15 protein-coding genes are annotated in these 17,191 nt (G+C 45.6%); 4 read left to right on the top strand and 11 right to left on the bottom strand.

The window, feature by feature from the left end:
* Nucleotides 1-18 precede the first annotated feature (18 nt).
* The 7 genes from BN1546_RS09970 to BN1546_RS10005 all read right to left on the bottom strand — a co-directional run bounded on the left by BN1546_RS09970 (nucleotide 19) and on the right by BN1546_RS10005 (nucleotide 7,737).
* Nucleotides 19-1,317: an ABC transporter substrate-binding protein gene (locus BN1546_RS09970; RefSeq protein ID WP_013368952.1), complete on the bottom strand. Its 1,299-nt coding sequence runs from the start codon at nucleotides 1,315-1,317 to the stop codon at nucleotides 19-21.
* Nucleotides 1,318-1,584: 267 nt separating this feature from the next.
* The gene (locus tag BN1546_RS09975; protein ID WP_014599394.1) at nucleotides 1,585-2,142 is read right to left on the bottom strand and encodes a GNAT family N-acetyltransferase; all 558 of its coding nucleotides are present in this window, start codon (nucleotides 2,140-2,142) and stop codon (nucleotides 1,585-1,587) included.
* 125 nt (nucleotides 2,143-2,267) lie between these two features.
* Nucleotides 2,268-3,296 (bottom strand): iron ABC transporter permease, encoded by a 1,029-nt coding sequence (locus tag BN1546_RS09980; protein ID WP_090737340.1) that lies wholly within the window; start codon nucleotides 3,294-3,296, stop codon nucleotides 2,268-2,270.
* Between the two features lie 276 nt (nucleotides 3,297-3,572).
* Entirely contained in the window at nucleotides 3,573-4,022 is a 450-nt protein-coding gene (locus BN1546_RS09990) for a hypothetical protein (RefSeq protein ID WP_090737344.1), read from the bottom strand.
* Between the two features lie 192 nt (nucleotides 4,023-4,214).
* Entirely contained in the window at nucleotides 4,215-4,577 is a 363-nt protein-coding gene (locus BN1546_RS09995) for a DUF1304 domain-containing protein (protein ID WP_013368946.1), read from the bottom strand.
* 136 nt (nucleotides 4,578-4,713) lie between these two features.
* A complete protein-coding gene (locus BN1546_RS28395; protein ID WP_090737345.1) occupies nucleotides 4,714-6,225 on the bottom strand; it encodes a methyl-accepting chemotaxis protein in 1,512 nt (503 codons plus the stop codon).
* Nucleotides 6,226-6,483: 258 nt separating this feature from the next.
* Nucleotides 6,484-7,737, bottom strand: coding sequence for a cation:dicarboxylate symporter family transporter (locus tag BN1546_RS10005; RefSeq protein ID WP_040102351.1), 1,254 nt, complete (start codon nucleotides 7,735-7,737; stop codon nucleotides 6,484-6,486).
* Between the two features lie 211 nt (nucleotides 7,738-7,948).
* Here BN1546_RS10005 and BN1546_RS10010 point away from each other — a divergent pair, with 211 nt between their 5' ends.
* Together BN1546_RS10010 and BN1546_RS10015 are read left to right on the top strand one after the other, a co-directional pair.
* Nucleotides 7,949-9,253 (top strand): sensor histidine kinase, encoded by a 1,305-nt coding sequence (locus BN1546_RS10010; protein WP_040102352.1) that lies wholly within the window; start codon nucleotides 7,949-7,951, stop codon nucleotides 9,251-9,253.
* A gap of 5 nt (nucleotides 9,254-9,258) precedes the next feature.
* Nucleotides 9,259-10,188, top strand: a complete 930-nt coding sequence (locus tag BN1546_RS10015) for a response regulator (RefSeq protein WP_013368942.1) — start codon at nucleotides 9,259-9,261, stop codon at nucleotides 10,186-10,188.
* Nucleotides 10,189-10,290: 102 nt separating this feature from the next.
* Here BN1546_RS10015 and BN1546_RS10020 read toward each other — a convergent pair whose 3' ends face one another.
* Both BN1546_RS10020 and BN1546_RS10025 read right to left on the bottom strand, forming a co-directional pair.
* Entirely contained in the window at nucleotides 10,291-10,773 is a 483-nt protein-coding gene (locus tag BN1546_RS10020; RefSeq protein ID WP_013368941.1) for a MarR family transcriptional regulator, read from the bottom strand.
* A 97-nt stretch (nucleotides 10,774-10,870) separates the two neighbouring features.
* Complete coding sequence (locus BN1546_RS10025; protein WP_090737347.1) at nucleotides 10,871-12,370, bottom strand: monooxygenase; 1,500 nt, start codon at nucleotides 12,368-12,370, stop codon at nucleotides 10,871-10,873.
* A gap of 309 nt (nucleotides 12,371-12,679) precedes the next feature.
* Between BN1546_RS10025 and BN1546_RS10030 the strand changes: the two genes are divergently transcribed.
* Nucleotides 12,680-13,177, top strand: coding sequence for a DinB family protein (locus BN1546_RS10030; RefSeq protein WP_058831157.1), 498 nt, complete (start codon nucleotides 12,680-12,682; stop codon nucleotides 13,175-13,177).
* A gap of 190 nt (nucleotides 13,178-13,367) precedes the next feature.
* Nucleotides 13,368-14,567 carry an MFS transporter gene (locus tag BN1546_RS10035; RefSeq protein WP_090737349.1) on the top strand — a complete coding sequence of 400 codons (1,200 nt, stop codon included), beginning with the start codon at nucleotides 13,368-13,370 and terminating at the stop codon, nucleotides 14,565-14,567.
* Between the two features lie 25 nt (nucleotides 14,568-14,592).
* Here the strand turns inward: BN1546_RS10035 and BN1546_RS10040 are convergent, their stop codons facing one another.
* Both BN1546_RS10040 and BN1546_RS10045 read right to left on the bottom strand, forming a co-directional pair.
* Nucleotides 14,593-15,414: an endonuclease/exonuclease/phosphatase family protein gene (locus BN1546_RS10040; protein WP_090737351.1), complete on the bottom strand. Its 822-nt coding sequence runs from the start codon at nucleotides 15,412-15,414 to the stop codon at nucleotides 14,593-14,595.
* Nucleotides 15,415-15,419: 5 nt separating this feature from the next.
* Nucleotides 15,420-17,084 carry a PTS transporter subunit IIBC gene (locus BN1546_RS10045; RefSeq protein ID WP_090737353.1) on the bottom strand — a complete coding sequence of 555 codons (1,665 nt, stop codon included), beginning with the start codon at nucleotides 17,082-17,084 and terminating at the stop codon, nucleotides 15,420-15,422.
* Between the last annotated feature and the right edge of the window lie 107 nt (nucleotides 17,085-17,191).

Raw genomic sequence — 17,191 nt, forward strand, 5'->3', positions numbered from 1 at the left:
TCACGGCCGATCCCGTGTTTACTTGACCGCCTTGGATATGATCTGATTCAACTTTTCAATGGTTGTCGCAGCATCCTGCTTGCCCAGGAACATCAGGTCAATGGTTTCCGTGATATCGGAGTTCAACCCCGGCACCTGTGCATCATACGCCAATGCAGAACCATAAGCATGCCCTTTATCTCGTCCCTCAGTCAGATAGCCCGAGTGCTCAATCGTCGCCTTTTTCATGATGCTCTCGTCTGCGGCAGCAAGCGTACCCATGGCATTGCCACCTTCAACCAGCCGCTCCTCCTGCCCTTTCACAGAGACGTAGAAGGCTGCCAGTTTCATGGCCTCTTGCACATGCGGACTATTTTTGTTTACAGCTACATATGCAACCGGAATGGCAACAGGTTCATTTTTACCGGTGTTAGAGGGCCAGTAGATATAATCAAAGTCGAGGCTTTTATTTTGGCTAAACAAGGGCTCCAGCCATCTTCCTGCCGCCAGCATGCCGACTTGATTGGACATGAACATCGCATCTGCCCCCTGCCCTTTCGGAAGCGAACCAAGGTATACCGCATTTCCCTTTTTCACCATATCGTGCATGAAAGCGAAGGCTTCCTTACCCTTTTCATTGTGGTCCAGCACATATTTGCCTTGTTCATCAAAGATCCGGCCACCATTCGACCACACCCATGAATACCAGTGAGCCCACCAGTTTTCCGCAATATAGCCCTGCTTTCCGGCGGCCTTCAGCTTGGATGTAACCTCCTCAAAGGCGTCCCAGTTCCACTTGCCCTCATCATAGTATTCCTGCGGTGTCTTCACGCCTGCTTCCTTGAATACTTTTTTGTTGTAGTACATGACCATCGGGTTGGAGTCAGGAGTGACTCCATAGATTTCCCCATCACGCTTGGCCGGCCCCCATAATCCTTCCGGAAAATGCTCGGCCTTCACGTCACTTGCGTCACTTTTTAAAAATTCACCCAAAGGCTGCACCTGTTTTGCTCCGATCAAACGCGCCATCGTCGATTCATAGGAATAAAAGACATCCGGTCCGCGGCTTCCCTGTAACTGTGTCAACAGCTTTTGCTCATATTGGTCTCCTGGTACAGGTACCAGCTTAACCTCGATATTCGGATTCTCTTTTTCAAATGCATCCAGTGCCCGCTGATACACCTTCACCTCCGCAGGATTACCCCAAACCTGCATCGTAAGCCGCACTTTTTGCCCAGCTGTGTTCTCTATCTTGGGAGAAGTGCTGCATGCCGCTGCAAGTAAAAACAGAACGCTGAGGAAAAATCCAATCTTTATCCAGCTCATGTAATTATCCACCTTAACCGCCTCCTGTAGCTTCGCATGGTTGTATATCACCCTTCATTTGAAGCGCTTACAAACTTTCCCTATCATCATATGTAGAAGGAGAAAGCGCGATATCCCCATTTTCATTTTTATATAATTTTTTTTCTTTTGAGTGGATCTGATATGACAGCAATCCAGAAGAAAGACATCACGAGGACGTAAAGGTCTGCACAACAAAAAAAGAAGAATGCAGATCACCTGCTTCCTTCTTTTGTATTCCTTCAATTAGGATTCGTTTTTCTATGACTTTATTAGCATCTTTTCAAAAGTGTTATAGCCATTCGTTTCGCCCATATAAGTATAGCCGCATTGTTTGTAAAACCCACTAAGCTTGTCATTGCCCGCAATACAATCTAGACGGATTCGATCCTTGCCTGCAAAACGGATGCCTTGCTCAATCCACTGCATGAGCTCACGGCCCAGTCCCTTCCCACTATTATCTCGATCTACAACCAAACGATGCAGATATACGGAAGTTCCTTCCTCAGAATCTGTCTCCTCTAATCCCCACAATCTACTATCCCAAGCACTGGGCTGCTGCTGCAAAATTACTGCACCTGCCAAGCGATGATCCTCTGACGTTCGGAAAATAACCACTTCTCCGCGTGCAATAGCACCACCCAGATTGTGATCATCTTCTCCTTTTAGTAATTTGCCCCATTGCGTGGAGCCCTTGCTGTGCAGCCATCTAGCCGTCTTTAAAATTAATTCGTGAACCTCAGCCTGATCTTCAGCACTTGCCTGAAAAGCTGTTAATCCTGGTTTGACGGATGGATCGACAATAGTCATTGATGTCATGCTGCACCTCAACCCTCTGATTATTTTATTAATGTATAAAATATAGCATAAAAAAGAGAGTATGATGAGCTGGCAGAGCAGTATGATAACAGTCTAGCTGTCCGGTAAATATTACGTTTGATAATCTAGTACTTCTCAAGCAGAGAGCTTCTTTTCCATTCTCCCCGCACCATAAAGACCAAGAAGGGTATGCCAACGCAGGCCAGCACCGGGGTTAAGGGCAACCCAACCGGCTCGTTGATTCTAGCGGAAATGACTTTGGCCAGCATTAATAGGCCTCCCCCCCAAAGGATGGAGCCCAAAATGAGAAGCCGCGGACGGTTTCCTATCATACAACGCATGAAATAAGGCACAATAAGTCCTATATATCCGATGGCACCACACGCCCACACCGTAGCGGCGGTCAACACCATTGCAAAGGGAATGTACAGTGGTCTAAGCTGCTTGGGGAATGCGGAGACAGATCCTGCAACGAGAAGTGTAACCAAGGCAAGCCAAAACGTGAATGATCCTTCCCTTATTCCCCAGCCTCCCACAGAAATTGCCCACTCTTGCTGATTTTCTCCAAGTAGCACAATAAACCCAGAGATTGAACGAAGGGCTACATCCATAATGAAACCAATCATGAATAAATGAATTCCCGCAGACCGCCCTCGAATGAAACGGATTCTATTTAATTTAAATACAATGAATCCCCCAAATACCGCTCCTGCAATACAAAGGGCCATACTACCAAAAGAGTCTATGTCTAATCCCAATAAAAGGACAACACATAGCCCCACCATTGCCCCAGGCATAAGTCCGGTTAAGGTTGGTGATGCAAATCGATTAACTGTTCGTAATTGTAAAAGAGTTCCTGATACGGCCAGACATCCTCCGAGCAACAACATATCCAAGGCAAATGGCATACGAGTTTGGTATACAACTTCCTTTAATATGGGATCGGGATTGGAAGAAAACAAAACTTCCCATAACTCCGCATAGCTGATAGGGAATATGCCTGTGATTAGAGAAAGGGAGAAACTAAAGATCAAGAAAGCCAATCCTGCAACCAGGGTCAAAACAATTCTTTGTGGACGTGGTGAAATTGCGTTCGGTTCAGCGACGATCGTCCCACCTCCATATTCACTCCTATGTATTTCTTGTTCACTCATCAGTTTTAAAATATCCCCTTTCCTCACTTTCCATAAAATATAAATACTACTATACTTTTATCGGTCATATATGGTGAAAAATGTAACCTTTCTAATCATTTCAATCGATGATATCCGTATGAGAAAAGATGGAAAGGTTGTGAATGAGGCGCCAAGCCGTAACCGTATCTTCTCAAGTATGAAAATGATGAAGAAGAATCGCATTAAAAAACGAGCTGGCCTCCCTGGCCAGCTCGTTTCAATTTCTGGTAAAGTGGGTTACTCCCTCCCCACGATTTAATTCGTCTTTGCAGCAGGCACAATTCGGTACAATCCTGCAGTATCGCCAGTCGCGGGACGTGCTTCCTGAATGACCCAGCCTAACGACAGCACCTGCTCCAGCCGATCATACTCAGCCTGCGTCAGTTCGGATGTCACAGCTTCGCTTCCTTCTTCCAGAGACAGCTCAGGCTCACGTCCGGGCGCCACGGCAATCCACGAACGAATGCCACGGATCGTATTATATTTGATCTGATACCCGTCTGTTACCGCGTTGACAAACACCTCCGGCTCTTTGGACGCCAGCCCGGTGGCCAGTTCCGTATAATCAAACTGTCCGTCCGTTGGCAGCTCATTTTGCTGCGCCCGATGGATGAGTTCCTCATGGGACCAGCCTAATGAACGTAAAGATTCCAGCATGAGCGCGTCCCACTGGGAAATACGTACTCTTTTCGTCGATTCAGTCATCGTTTTTTACCTCCTATGGGTTATGTGCACCGTACCATCGATCTTAACCTAACGGCCAACCGGGTACGCCACATAATGGCCGGGACTAATTTCTTTCAGCTCGCCGGTATCGCTGCTATCCTTGTCCCATGCCCATTTTAATGAACGAAATGTGATCGAATGAGCAAAAAAGACACCCGTTAAGAGTGTCATTTAGAAGACCAGCAAACTGATTAATGCCAGAATGGCAGGCAAGCCTTGCTTTAGTAAAATAGATTTATTGGCAGTTAATGCACCATACACCGCAGCCACTACCACGCAAATGACAAAAAATAATTGGATTTGCCGCCCGATCACAGGATCGGGATAGAACAAGCCCCAGACCAATCCAGCAGCCAGAAATCCGTTATACAGCCCCTGATTGGCTGCCAGAGATTTGGTCACTCCTGCCAGTTCCTTCGAGGTACCGAACGTACGAATCGCGCGTGGAGTCGTCCACAGAAACATTTCCAACACTAAAATGTACACGTGCTCCAGCGCTACAATTCCAACCAATATTGAACTAAGTAGGCTCAAATCGTTTCCTCTTTTCCACATGAAGTTACTATGAGGTCATTTTTAGATCGATCGTCAAAAGTATAGTTCATCTACCAAAAACAGTAAAGAGACCGAGCCTATGGCCCGGTCTAATATTCACCTGAAATCTAAAACCTTACATCGTTCTCGCAAAATCCAACAAAGCTTTGGACATACTGTTGATCTCGTCCGTAGATGCATTCACTTGCTGCGTTAGCGCGGCTTGTGTTTGTGTCAGCGTAGACATGTTCCCGATGTTGTGCAGAATTCGCTCAATGAGTGTTTTCATTTCGTCCAGGCTGGTCTCGATATTCCCGGTCGCATCAGCACTATGGATGGCAAGTTTTCTCACTTCATCTGCAACTACTGCAAAACCACGTCCCTGCTCGCCTGCTCGCGATGCCTCGATTGCAGCATTCAGACCCAACAGATTCGTTTGATTCGCAATCTCTTTAATGAAGTTCGAAATGTTTTGCGTCTCTTCTGCACTGACTTTGGCTTGATTCGCTGCCTCTGTCGATTGCTCTTGAGCGGTAGCCAATTCCTGTGCCTGGTTACTAACCGAGTTAACACCGTTCACCATTTCTGTAATGGAATCAGAGAGATGCTGAATTTTGAGCGTAAGCTCATCCGCCACAGCCTGCTTTTCCTTTTCCACTGTGATATCACGGATTGTTCCGGCAATGCGAATAGGTACTCCCCTGCTATCGCGCAATGTTTTCCCACTGCAATAGTACCAGCGATGTTCACCATTCTTACGCACTAAACGGCATTCCATTTCGTACGGTGTGCGCCCCGTATAATCATTTAAATGATCATTCAAAACTTTAATCGCCATTTCAGCATCCTCAGGATACAGGATTGAAGCCCAGCTGCTAAGCTTGCTTGGAAAATCCTGCTCGTCCTTAAAACCCAGCGTTTCGCGGAATTGCGGTGACCACCAAAATGTATTATCCGGATTCTCTATGTCCCCTCCGATAATATTTACATCGTAAGGAGCTTCAACCAACACGAGGTTAATGAGGTCGTATCTTGTAACTAGAGCCTGAAGCTCCTCCGACTTAATCTTCTGATCGTGCACATCCAGCAGAGCGCCCGCAATCCGAAGCGGCACTCCCTTCTCGTCGCGGATCGTCGTTCCGGTAGCCCGGAACCAGCGGTATTCTCCATGCTTCAGCTTCAAACGATACTGTACGTCATATGGCGTCTTTCCCGTAAAATCCAGCAAATGATCAGACAATTCTGCCAAAGACCTGTCATAATCTTCGGGGTGCAGTCGAGATGACCAGCTGTCCAATACATTGGGGAATTCTTTTTCGCTCTGATATCCCAGCATAGAACGGAATTCTTCCGACCATGTGAACGTATTATTGGGATTGACAGGATCACCCGCAATGACCTCCATGTCCCATAATCCAATCTCTATCGCCTTGGTAACAAGCTTCAAACGGATATCAACATGCTGAGCATCATTTTTCATGGACTCTATCGCTTGGTTAACATTGTTTGCGATTTCTTGAACCTCAGGAGATGCTGAGGAGACTTGTATTGCAGCAGCATAATCCTTTTGCTGTATTCTCTGTGAAAGTTTGCGGCTTTCTTCTACTAAAGGAGCAAGTGATTGAGACTCATTTTTCTTGAGAAACATGCATGATCTTCCCTTCTAAGCCAATATATAAAACGGTATAATTTAATATCGGTATTTTATTAAGAATCATTATAAATAATTCTATAATCACATAGGTACTAAGGCTTATTTTTCATGCCCATATACCTATATATCCATACAAAAAACATCGAAAAATGTCGAAAAAGGAAGTGTGTTAACAAGTCTGGAAACAAAAAGAACACCTCTGCATTACTTCGCAAAGGTGCTCTTTTTATCCACTATACGGTTCAATGTATCTTATTTAATTGAGGCAACGTATTCCTCGCCTTTTTCTTTATCATATTGGCCTTCCCATTTGGACATGACTACAGCCGCAAGTGAGTTCCCTAAAACATTGACTACCGTACGCGCCATATCCAGAATACGATCAATACCAGCGATAAAGGCCAGACCTTCCAGCGGGAGATTCACTGCTCCCAGCGTAGCGAGCAACACGACAAAGGAAGCACCCGGCACACCAGCAATCCCTTTGGAGGAAATAATCAGTACGAGTACAAGCGTGATTTGGGTCGTGATCGGCATATCAATGCCATACATTTGGGCAATAAAAATGGCAGCTAGTGCCTGATACAGAGTGGAGCCATCCAGATTAAAAGAATATCCGATCGGAATGACAAAGGACGTGATTCCCTTCGGACATCCGAATTTCTCCATCTTCTCCATGATCTTAGGCAGGACACTTTCCGAGCTGGCCGTCGAATACGCAAGCAACAGCTCACTTTTCAAAATTTTAACCATGGTCCAGAGACGGGTACCGCAAAGCTTGGCGATAATTCCAAAAACAATCACAATGAACAGTAACATGGAGCCGTACACTGACAGGACAAGCTTCAATAACGGCCATAACGAAGCTAATCCAAACTTGGCCACTGTCGTTCCAATCAGTGCAAATACGCCAAACGGAGCCAAGCGCATAACCTGATTGGTTACCCAGAACATGGCGTCGGCTACACCTTCAAAGAAGTTCAGCACAGGCTTGCCCTTGTTACCAATCGCAGCTACTCCTAGTCCAAACAACACGGAGAAGAATATAATAGCCAGCATATCTCCTTCGCCCAGAGCTTGAATAACATTGGTAGGTACAATATGCACAATTGTATCTATAAAGTTATGGCCAGACTTTTCTGCAGTCTCCACATAGGAATGGATATCGCTTTTGGCCAGGTGGGACATGTCCACGCCCTCACCGGGTCGAACCAGATTGGCAACAAGCAGACCAAATAGGATTGCAATGGTTGTTACAATTTCAAAGTACAGAATCGACTTCCCGCCGAGTTTCCCCAGTTTCTTCATATCTCCGACGCCGGCTACACCGATAATGAGCGTTGAGATCACAATAGGTACGACAATCATCTTAATTAAGCGGATGAAAATATCACCGATCGGCTTTAAGTAGACTTCCACCCCTGAATTGCCGTAAAATAAGGCACCAACAATAATACCTAAAGCCAGACCGATAAAGATTTGCATTGTTAAATTAATCTTTTTCACTTCATGTCCCCCCTGGCTGGTTTGTATATTTTTGCAGTATGCAGCTCTTAATATTCAAATGATGTTATTTATACTACAATCCGAACTATAAAAACCGACAGTTATCTACACATGTATTTCTTTTTTTCTATAAATTCACAAACATTAATGTTGAGCCTGTGAATTTATCTTACATTGCCTTTCTGAAACAAATATCCGGAGGTGAATTGGGATGAAGCTAAATACCCTTCTTTTCCTGCTGATGCTTATCTTTGTACCACTGGCAGGTGAGTTGAATATTCACCCGTTCGATAATACATTTCGTCTCAGCTTCGGTACGCCTGTGTTTTTTTTCTTTCTGTTATCCATACGTCAAATTCCGCCTGCACTCTCGGGTGTGCTTGTCGGGATCGCAGTAGTCGCTTTTCGCATTTCACTCAATCATTATCTCCATCCCGGGTCTTCCTTTGAAGCGTTGGTGACCTTGCATGGACCTACCTTTTTTTATTACATGGTTTATGGCCTGCTCTTTCAGGTCCTTAACATTAATGCCGAGCCTTACCGCGCACTGCGCGTAGGCCTCCTCTCGGTGGGGATTGAGGTTGCCGCAAGTGTGGCGGAACTTAGTGTCCGGCGAAGCATTGACGGCGATTTCTGGGACATCATGAAGATCAGCAAAGTGGCTTTTATGGCCATGATCCGCAGCTTCTTCGTGCTTGGGTTCTATAATATGATTCGATTAAATCAATCTGTTCAGCATGAAGAGGCACAAAGACAGCAGACAGAGCGAATTTTACTTCTGGTGTCGGACCTGTACGAGGAGTCAGTCCAGTTAGGCAAAACTCTATCGCACGCAGAGCGGATTACCCGTGAAAGCTATGAACTCTACCGTGAACTGCAGCAGGATGAATCTCTGAAAGATAGAGAGCATTACGCCAGACAGGCGCTACGTATTTCCGGACAGGTCCATGAGATTAAAAAAGACAGCCAGCGGATCTTTGCCGGTTTGTCCAAGCTCATTGATTCGGAAAGCGACGTGCATTATATGACTTCACAGGAACTTGGTGAGCTGATCGTCCGAACGAACAGCAAATACGCCCAATCGCTGGGCAAGTCTATCCGTTTCACACTGAATTTCGATCCTTTGTTGCCTAAACTGCATGTTTATACAGTTCTCACGCTGATTAACAATCTGACATCCAATTCAGTGGAAGCGATGAAGGACAGCGGAAGGATTGACGTTTCCATTCATTTTCTACCGGGACAAGAGGATATAATATCCTTTAGTGTCACCGATAACGGTCCAGGTATTCCTCAGCGTAAACGGGAAATGATCTTCACACCGGGATACACGACCAAGTATGATGAGGGAGGACAACCTTCGACCGGCATGGGTTTATTTTATGTGCGTGAAGTCGCGGAGAGCCTTGATGGAACGCTTGAACTACTACAAAATGAAGATGAGCACACAGATAGATCACAGACCACTTTTAGAGTCATATTGCCTTTACGGAAACTGACGGAGAAAGGAAGATAGCCCGGATGCGTTTTTATATAGTAGATGACGATCAGGGGATTCGTTCTATGCTGGCAGACATTATTGAAGACGAGGGTTTAGGGGAGGTCGTTGGGGAAGCGGAGGACGGTTCCTACGTGAATAGCAGCCTGCTGGAGTTGAACCGAATTGATGTGTTACTGATTGACCTGCTGATGCCGCTTCGTGACGGCATTCAGACCGTGCGTGCACTCGGTGATCAATTTAGCGGAAAAATCATTATGATTTCTCGGATTGAATCCAAAAACATGATCGGTGAGGCGTACTCGCTAGGTATTGAATATTATATTGCCAAGCCCTTGAATCGACTGGAAATTATCGCAGTTATCCAAAAGGTGACCGAACGCCTGCGCATGCAACAGTCCATTACAGATATCCAGCGCACACTGCAAGGACTGTCGATGTTCACATCGAATAGCCCATCAGCGACACTGGAACCGACCCGAAACATTGTCAGTTCGGGGCAGTTTCTGCTCTCCGAGATGGGAATGATCGGCGAAGCCGGAAGTGTGGATTTACTGGATATGCTGGAATATCTGGAGCAATATGAGGAAGAAACCGGCAATCTATCGCCCTATCTGTTTCCCTCGCTAAAGGATATATTTGCGAATATAGCGTCCAAACGATTAGGAGACTCGGCCTCAGCAATAGAGCTGAGCAAGGAAATCAAGGCATCGGAGCAGCGTGTCCGCCGCGCCATTTTCCAGACATTAAGCCATATAGTATCGCTCGGATTGACCGACTATACCCATCCTAAGTTTGAAAATTATGCATCCAAATTTTTTGATTTTACAGAAATCCGCAAAAAAATGCTGGAGCTGCAAAACAATGTGGAGCCTTCACTGTCCCAAGCCCGCATTAATACGAAAAAGTTCGTCCAGGTGCTCTATATGGAAGCAAAACGACTATTGCATTAAAAGAAAAGCACCTGCATCTCCCCATGTGGCTATCACACAGAGATGAAACAGGTGCACATTGTCGATGATTTAAATGTCTCTTGTATTAAGATTCTTGTTCTGCTACTCCATAGCTTCCAAGAAACCTACGCCATCGGACAGCAGACGCTTCAAGACATGTAGTTCTTCCGAGCTATAACGATCTAAAAATTGAAATAACTGATGCTGTACCTTAGCATGCAGCCGCTCATGTACAAGAAAGAGCTTTTTCCCTAACGGGGTTAGCCGAAAATAAATTTCTTTCTTGTTGTCATTCAGCTGGGTTCTGCGAATCCAGCCTTCCTTGAGCAGCTTGGTGCTAACTTTCGAAATGGTACCTTTGCTCAGCTCCATTCGTTCCGCTAATGTCGTAACATTGATCGGCTCATGCCTACCAATACAATCCATAACGTGCACATCCGTCATATTGAGCGAAGTCATTCCATCAAAGTGCTCGCGGATTTCTTCGAGAAAGGTCATGCTCTCTCTCTGCTGATGCTGCTCCAGCTGGTGATTCATCTTAATAAGCAAATCATAGACATGCTGAACCGATGTCGCCTTCTCCATACGAACAAGTAGTCACTCCTTTGGCATACTCCTCCTTTCATTATAGCCCACATTTGTTTCACAGGAAACAATATGGTCATGATCATACCTTTTTCCTTTATATTAACGTGACAATGCCATCCTTAATAACACTCGCTATATCCGTTTGTTCCACCGAAATGGCCCAGGCGATATACCCATCGGGACGGATGAAAACCGTATGCACACCTCTCCATCCAACGGGCAATTCTTCGGCTACGGCCTCCACATATGAAATATGTGAAAGGAAGATATGGCGAAACTCATTCGATACCTTAGAATCCTGTGCAAGATGGAGAAGTACAAAGCGGCCTTCATGAAGAAGATCGTAAGCATACGATGTCACTCCGTCAGGCAACTGCAATTCAAAATCCGCAAACCGTTTTCCGTTCAGCGGATGCTGCGGTATATTGCCAGCCGCTGGATAACATACATCCAGTGCACTAATCTGCTCTGCCATAGACCGATTAATTTCCGGATGGCGGAACCATTCCTCGTGTAATTGGCGGTGTGCCAATACAGCAGGCGTAAAATCCAATAAGCGAGTCTGAACCTCGGTATTCCGTAAAAACTGCGTATTAACCGGATAACGTTCGTCATGATAACTATTCAGCAGCGTGTCTGGAGCCCAGCCACGAATCACTCCTGCCAGCTTCCATCCCAGATTCGCCGCCTCTTGCAAGCCAACATTCATTCCCTGTCCACCTGCCGGGAAGTGAATATGCGCAGCATCACCTGCTAGTAGGATTCTCCCTTTTCGATATGTCTGCGCTTGCCGCGTTGCATTCCCGAATCGGGATAACCAGCGAGGATTGGTGACGCCAAGATCTGTACCAAGCAGATCGCGCAGTTCTGTCCGCACTTCTTCCAGCGTCACAGGTACGTCTTTGGGGACATTTATCAGTCGAGGTGTAGTCAAAATAACCCGATAAATATCTGGAGACACAGGGGCAATCATCACCCCACCTCGTTCACTATATTCGGAATGTACGCCATTTTCAGGCGGATTGGCTAACTCTACATCCGCTAATACAGCGGTCAGAGTCGTATCCGTGCCCGGAAAAGCAATCCCGGCTTGTTTGCGCACGATACTCCCGGCCCCATCCGCTCCTACGACATAGGCAGCAGTCATCACCGATACATTGGCTTGTGCTCCAGATGCACATACACTAACCACCTCTACGCCCTGCTCTTGCTCTCGCACAGATACCACTTCCATACCACGGTGAACGACAACTCCCAGCTTGAGCGCATGCTCCTCGATCACTTGCTCTGTAATCACCTGTGGAATAAACAACGTATAATTGGAGGAACTATCAAGCACAGAAAAGTCCAAGCGGGTATTCAGCATTGAAAAGTGACCCGTACGTATAGGTCTGCCGCGCTTCATAAACCGCTCCTTTAATCCACGCATATCAAACATCTCAAGCGTCCGTGGATGTAGCGTAAGCGCACGCGACTGGCGAATAGGCTCCTCTAAACGTTCAATTACACATACGCTTACCCTCGCCAATGCCAACTCAGCAGCTAACCACATCCCAACAGGTCCGCCGCCTACTACAATCACTTCGTAATCCATGTTCGCACCCCTTATTTAAAAACTTTATTTCCACCACCTAATTGTTTCTAAAGAAACAATATACATATACGGAAAGCTCCCCTTAACATTTCCGTATATATTAAACAACACATACAAATGTCTTTTATTGTTTCTCTTGAAACAATATTATTGTAATTTAATTGATAACAATTATCAACTACTTTATTAAAATGATTTCTGCCCTTTACTTTAGACCACGCATTTATTTCCATTTCGAAAAATATAATTGTATAATTGCTAAATAAGACTAAGCAAGAAACAAGCTCTCCATAGAAGGGATGATTATACATGTCGGATGCCAACCAATTATTCGCTCAAGCACTGGTTAAATCACTGGTCGGGGATCGTGGGCATATTCGCGTGGCTCGGGCTTTGCCAGACATTGACGTTGAGCTGGCAGGGAAGAAAAACGCGGAAATGCCCTACAGCATTTATCAACTGCTGAAGCATATGATTTACTGGCAGCAATTTATGCTGGAGCATTTGGAAGGACGGAAGCCCCAGCTTCCAGGCAATGTCATGGAGAGCTGGCCCGAAGAAACTGGACCGCAAAGCGAAGAGGCATGGCAGGCTGTCATTAATGAATTTTTACAGGGCGTATATCGTGCTGTGCAAATTGCTGAAACCGCGCAACTGGATGAATTACTGGCTCATTTCCCAGGGGAAACAAAAGCGGGATTGCTGCGGAATATCGCTTCCCACAATTCCTATCATTTGGGTGAAATCGTACTGTTGCGCCGGATTTATGGAGCTTGGCCACCCCCAGGAGGCGGCTTCCCTGCTTAAAGGCTACGCCACTCCCTTGTCATACGTGTCACACCTCCAAAATTGCACTGGGATTTAGGCACAGCGTGGAGTACACCTGCGTATCCTATGAAGGAACCCACTAGCTCGAATGGAAGCCGTTCATTCATTATAAAGAGTCATCGAAAAAAACGGTCCCCATGATGCAAGCTCAAAGAGAGGTCTCGAGGATATGGTAAGAAACTTATATTTAAACCGTAATATTGCCTGTATGATCGTGATCAGCCTTATTGCTAACATGAGTGGAAGTATGATCCTTCCACTCTTTGCTATTTATGTAGAGCAATTCGGGATATCTACACTTGGCATGAGCATTTTATTTTCTTTGTTTTATGTGGGAAGATTTCTTGGCGGAGGCATGGCAGGACGAATCTATGAAAAGATTGGCGCAAAACGCTTGGGGTTAGGCTTACTCATCGCTGAAATCGCTTGTATGCTCCTGTTTCCGATTGCAACAAGCTTCATCATTCTATCCATACTGAGACTTCTTCAAGGCTTGGTGGCTATAGGGCTAACCGTCTTTGTAAGAGTCACGGTCAATCACATGAGCACCGCAGAGAATCGAGGCACGCTAAATGGATATATTAGCAGCAGTGAAGGTGCCGGTATGATTTTAGGCCCTCTTATAAGTGGAGTCATTGTTTCCTATTTTTCTTTATCCGTACCGTTTTACTTCGTTGCTATTTTTGCATGTATATCCTTCATTGCCGCTTCAAGAATGACTTTCGCTAATTCTCCCTTAAAGCCACAGCAACAGCATCCCCCCCTTCAAAAACCGCAAAGAAGAATCATATTAACAAAACAGTTGCTGCTTTATTCCACCGTTCATTTCCTTGAAATGAGTGCATTTGCTATATTTTTAACATACTTCTCTGTGTATGCAACCTACAAGCTCCATTGGAGTCCAGCAGAAATCAGCTTAGCTTTTACAATCATCGGCATATCTACCTTTGTATCAGCACCCTTTATTGGTAGAATATCTGATATGCTCAAGGATCGCTTGCTGCTATGTATCATTGGTCTATTATTAATCATGATGGAAATTATCTTATTTTTATGGTTCACAGAACCGTGGATCGTATACTTGGGGATGTTCATCGGAGGTATAGGAGGAGCCAGCTATCTGGATTCCTTTTACTCGCAGCTAGGGGATGTTATTCCTGAAGAAAATAGAAGCTTATTTATCGGCAACGTCGTATCTTTGTCCGAATTGGGGGCCATTGTGTCTCCAATCATTGCAGGCGCGCTCATGGACTGTTTTAGCATCAATACTCCCTTTTATTACAATATGATTTTGGTATTGATTGCGATTGTTATTCAATATACCATTCGATTAAAATCGAAATCCGTAAGAAAAAGGCCAATTGCATAAGCAAATGGCCTCCTTTGTGTGTTCATCACAGTTCCAACTCGACTGCAACGCCGAAATGATCGGATACAACCGGTCCTGTTTTCCCATTCAGTACAACTGCTGAGGATTGAACCTGTGCTGCCTTACTGAAGAAAATATAGTCAATACGAAGCGGCTCCGCGTTACTTTCCCAGCCAGCAATAGCTTTGATAACTGTGTGTCCTGCATCACGTACTGTAGCGTTCGAATAGGTGTCTGACCAACCGGATTGCATTACATAGTCGTATCCCTCTCCGCGCACTTCAGCCGCGTTGTTGAAATCCCCCATCACAAATACAGGAGCCGGAGCTAAAGGATCGAGCACTTCGGTTGTACGATCCCATAGTCCGCGGAAGGATTCCTCATCATTCCACCAGTTATAATGCCCACTGACAAACCAGGCCTGTACTCTGTCCACCACAGTCTGAATGCCTACAATTTTACGCGAGCGGTAGTTGTCATAATCCTGGATTGAGGAAATATATTCGTTCACCGTCGCTGTAATCGGTGTTTTGGACAGAATCGCCAAACCCTCGTCATATTTGGCAAAACCAATATGCGCGGGAGCCCACGTCCAGTGATAAGTATCGGACAATAGACCGTTCAGCACATAAGCATAGTTGTCGCGTTTAATGACAACTTCAGGATCTGCACTATAGTACGCGCCCAAATCGTCCGGTGTCAACGGAGTCTCTTCTATGGACTGGTTGACTTCCTGCAAAGCAATGACATCAAACTGCTGTTCATCAATAAAAGCAGCCAATTGCTTCAGCTTATCGTGTTGGTTTTCTTCCATCCAAGCATGTGCATTTAAGGTTAATAATTTCAAGCTAATCACCTATTGAGTATGTCTTGTATATCTGATTTAAGCACATCGGCCTTTGGTCCGTAAACCGCCTGTACCCCATTATCTACTTTAATTAAGCCCAAGGCGCCTAACGCTTTCCACGTCTTTTCATCCCCGACGGCTTCTGTATCCTTCACCGTTACACGCAGTCGGGTCATGCAAGCATCCACCTCGACAATGTTCTGCTCACCCCCAAGTGTCTTGATGATATCCGCAGCCAATTGATTTTTAGTTGAAACCGCTGCCAAACCATCGGCTTTTGTACTCTCTGCCTCGGAAGTCGCTTGAGGCTCTTCATCTGTATAATTCCCGAGTCTTCCTGGCGTAGCCATTTTTAATTTGCCGATCATAAAATAAGCGATAAAGTAGGTTGCTACCGCAAACACTACACAAGTCAGCACAAAGTTAATGATATCCTGCACCAACCCTGCATTTATAGACAATGGCAAGCGAGTCAGCAGCTCAATCATACCAAACGAATGTAAACGCAAATGTATAATATCAGCCATTCCGAAAGCAATACCGGTAAGAATAGCATAAACCACATACAATACAGGCGCCACGAACATAAACATGAATTCCAGCGGCTCCGTCACCCCTGTTAAAAAAACGGCTGCTGCTGCAGAGAAAATCATCGACTTGTACTTGCCGCGTTTATCTTTGTCTACACGGCGATACATTGCTACTGCCAGCCCCATAAGGATGCCCGCTCCGCCGATCATTTGTCCTACCTTGAAACGGGCAGGCGTCACGCCTCCCAGCAAGCTGTTGTAGGCTGCCGGATCGGTACCACGAAGCGCACTGAGATCACTAGCCCAAGCCAGCCACAGCGGGTCTTGCCCAGCAACAACACTTCCTGCTCCAGAACCCGTGAGTACCGTGTAAACGCCACCAAGTTGAGTATAGTTAATAGGAACGGTCAGCATATGATGAAGACCAAAAGGAATCAACAGTCTCTCCAGTGTACCATAGACAAATGGCGCTATAAAAGGAGCCGACTCTCCTGAAGTCGCCAACCAAACGCCAAATTGGTTAATCCCGCCTTGGACAAATGGCCAGACAGCAGACATGATCAAACTCACGATCACAGACCAGAGAATCACGACAAACGGAACAAAGCGCTTACCGTTAAAAAAAGCTAGAGCATCGGGGAGCTTGCGATAATTATAGTATTTATTAAACACCACGGCCCCGACAAAGCCGGAGATGATACCGACAAACACACCCATATTGAGTGCAGGAGCCCCCAAAATAGAGGTGAAATAACCACTGACCGGAATCGATGCACCGAAAAGAGTATGAGTGGTTGCTCCTTCCTGGGTTAGCATCTTCGAGGATACGCCCAAAATCGTTCCTGTTGATATATTGATGAGAACAAAAGCAATTAAGGCCGCAAAAGCTCCGCCCGCCCGTTCCTTAGCCCAGGAACCACCAATCGCCACGGCAAACAGGATGTGTAAGTTGTTGATAATACCCCAACCCAGATTCTCCATGACCCCGCCGACAGTCACCCAGAAATGAATATCGCCAGCCAACATCGCCACTACTTTACCAAGTGAAATCATAATCCCGGCTGCTGGCATGACAGCAACAACCACAAGAAGTGCCTTCCCAAGCTTTTGCCAAAAATCAAATGATAGAAGTTTTTTCATGCTCGTTCAGTCTCCATCCCTTATAGTATGTATAGCATGGGTAGTGCTCAATAAGAAAATTATGCAATCGGTTGCACGATTATTATAATGATATCGCTTTCTATTGG

The sequence above is a fragment of the Paenibacillus sp. Mc5Re-14 genome (assembly GCF_001049835.1).
GTDB lineage: Bacteria > Bacillota > Bacilli > Paenibacillales > Paenibacillaceae > Paenibacillus > Paenibacillus polymyxa_C.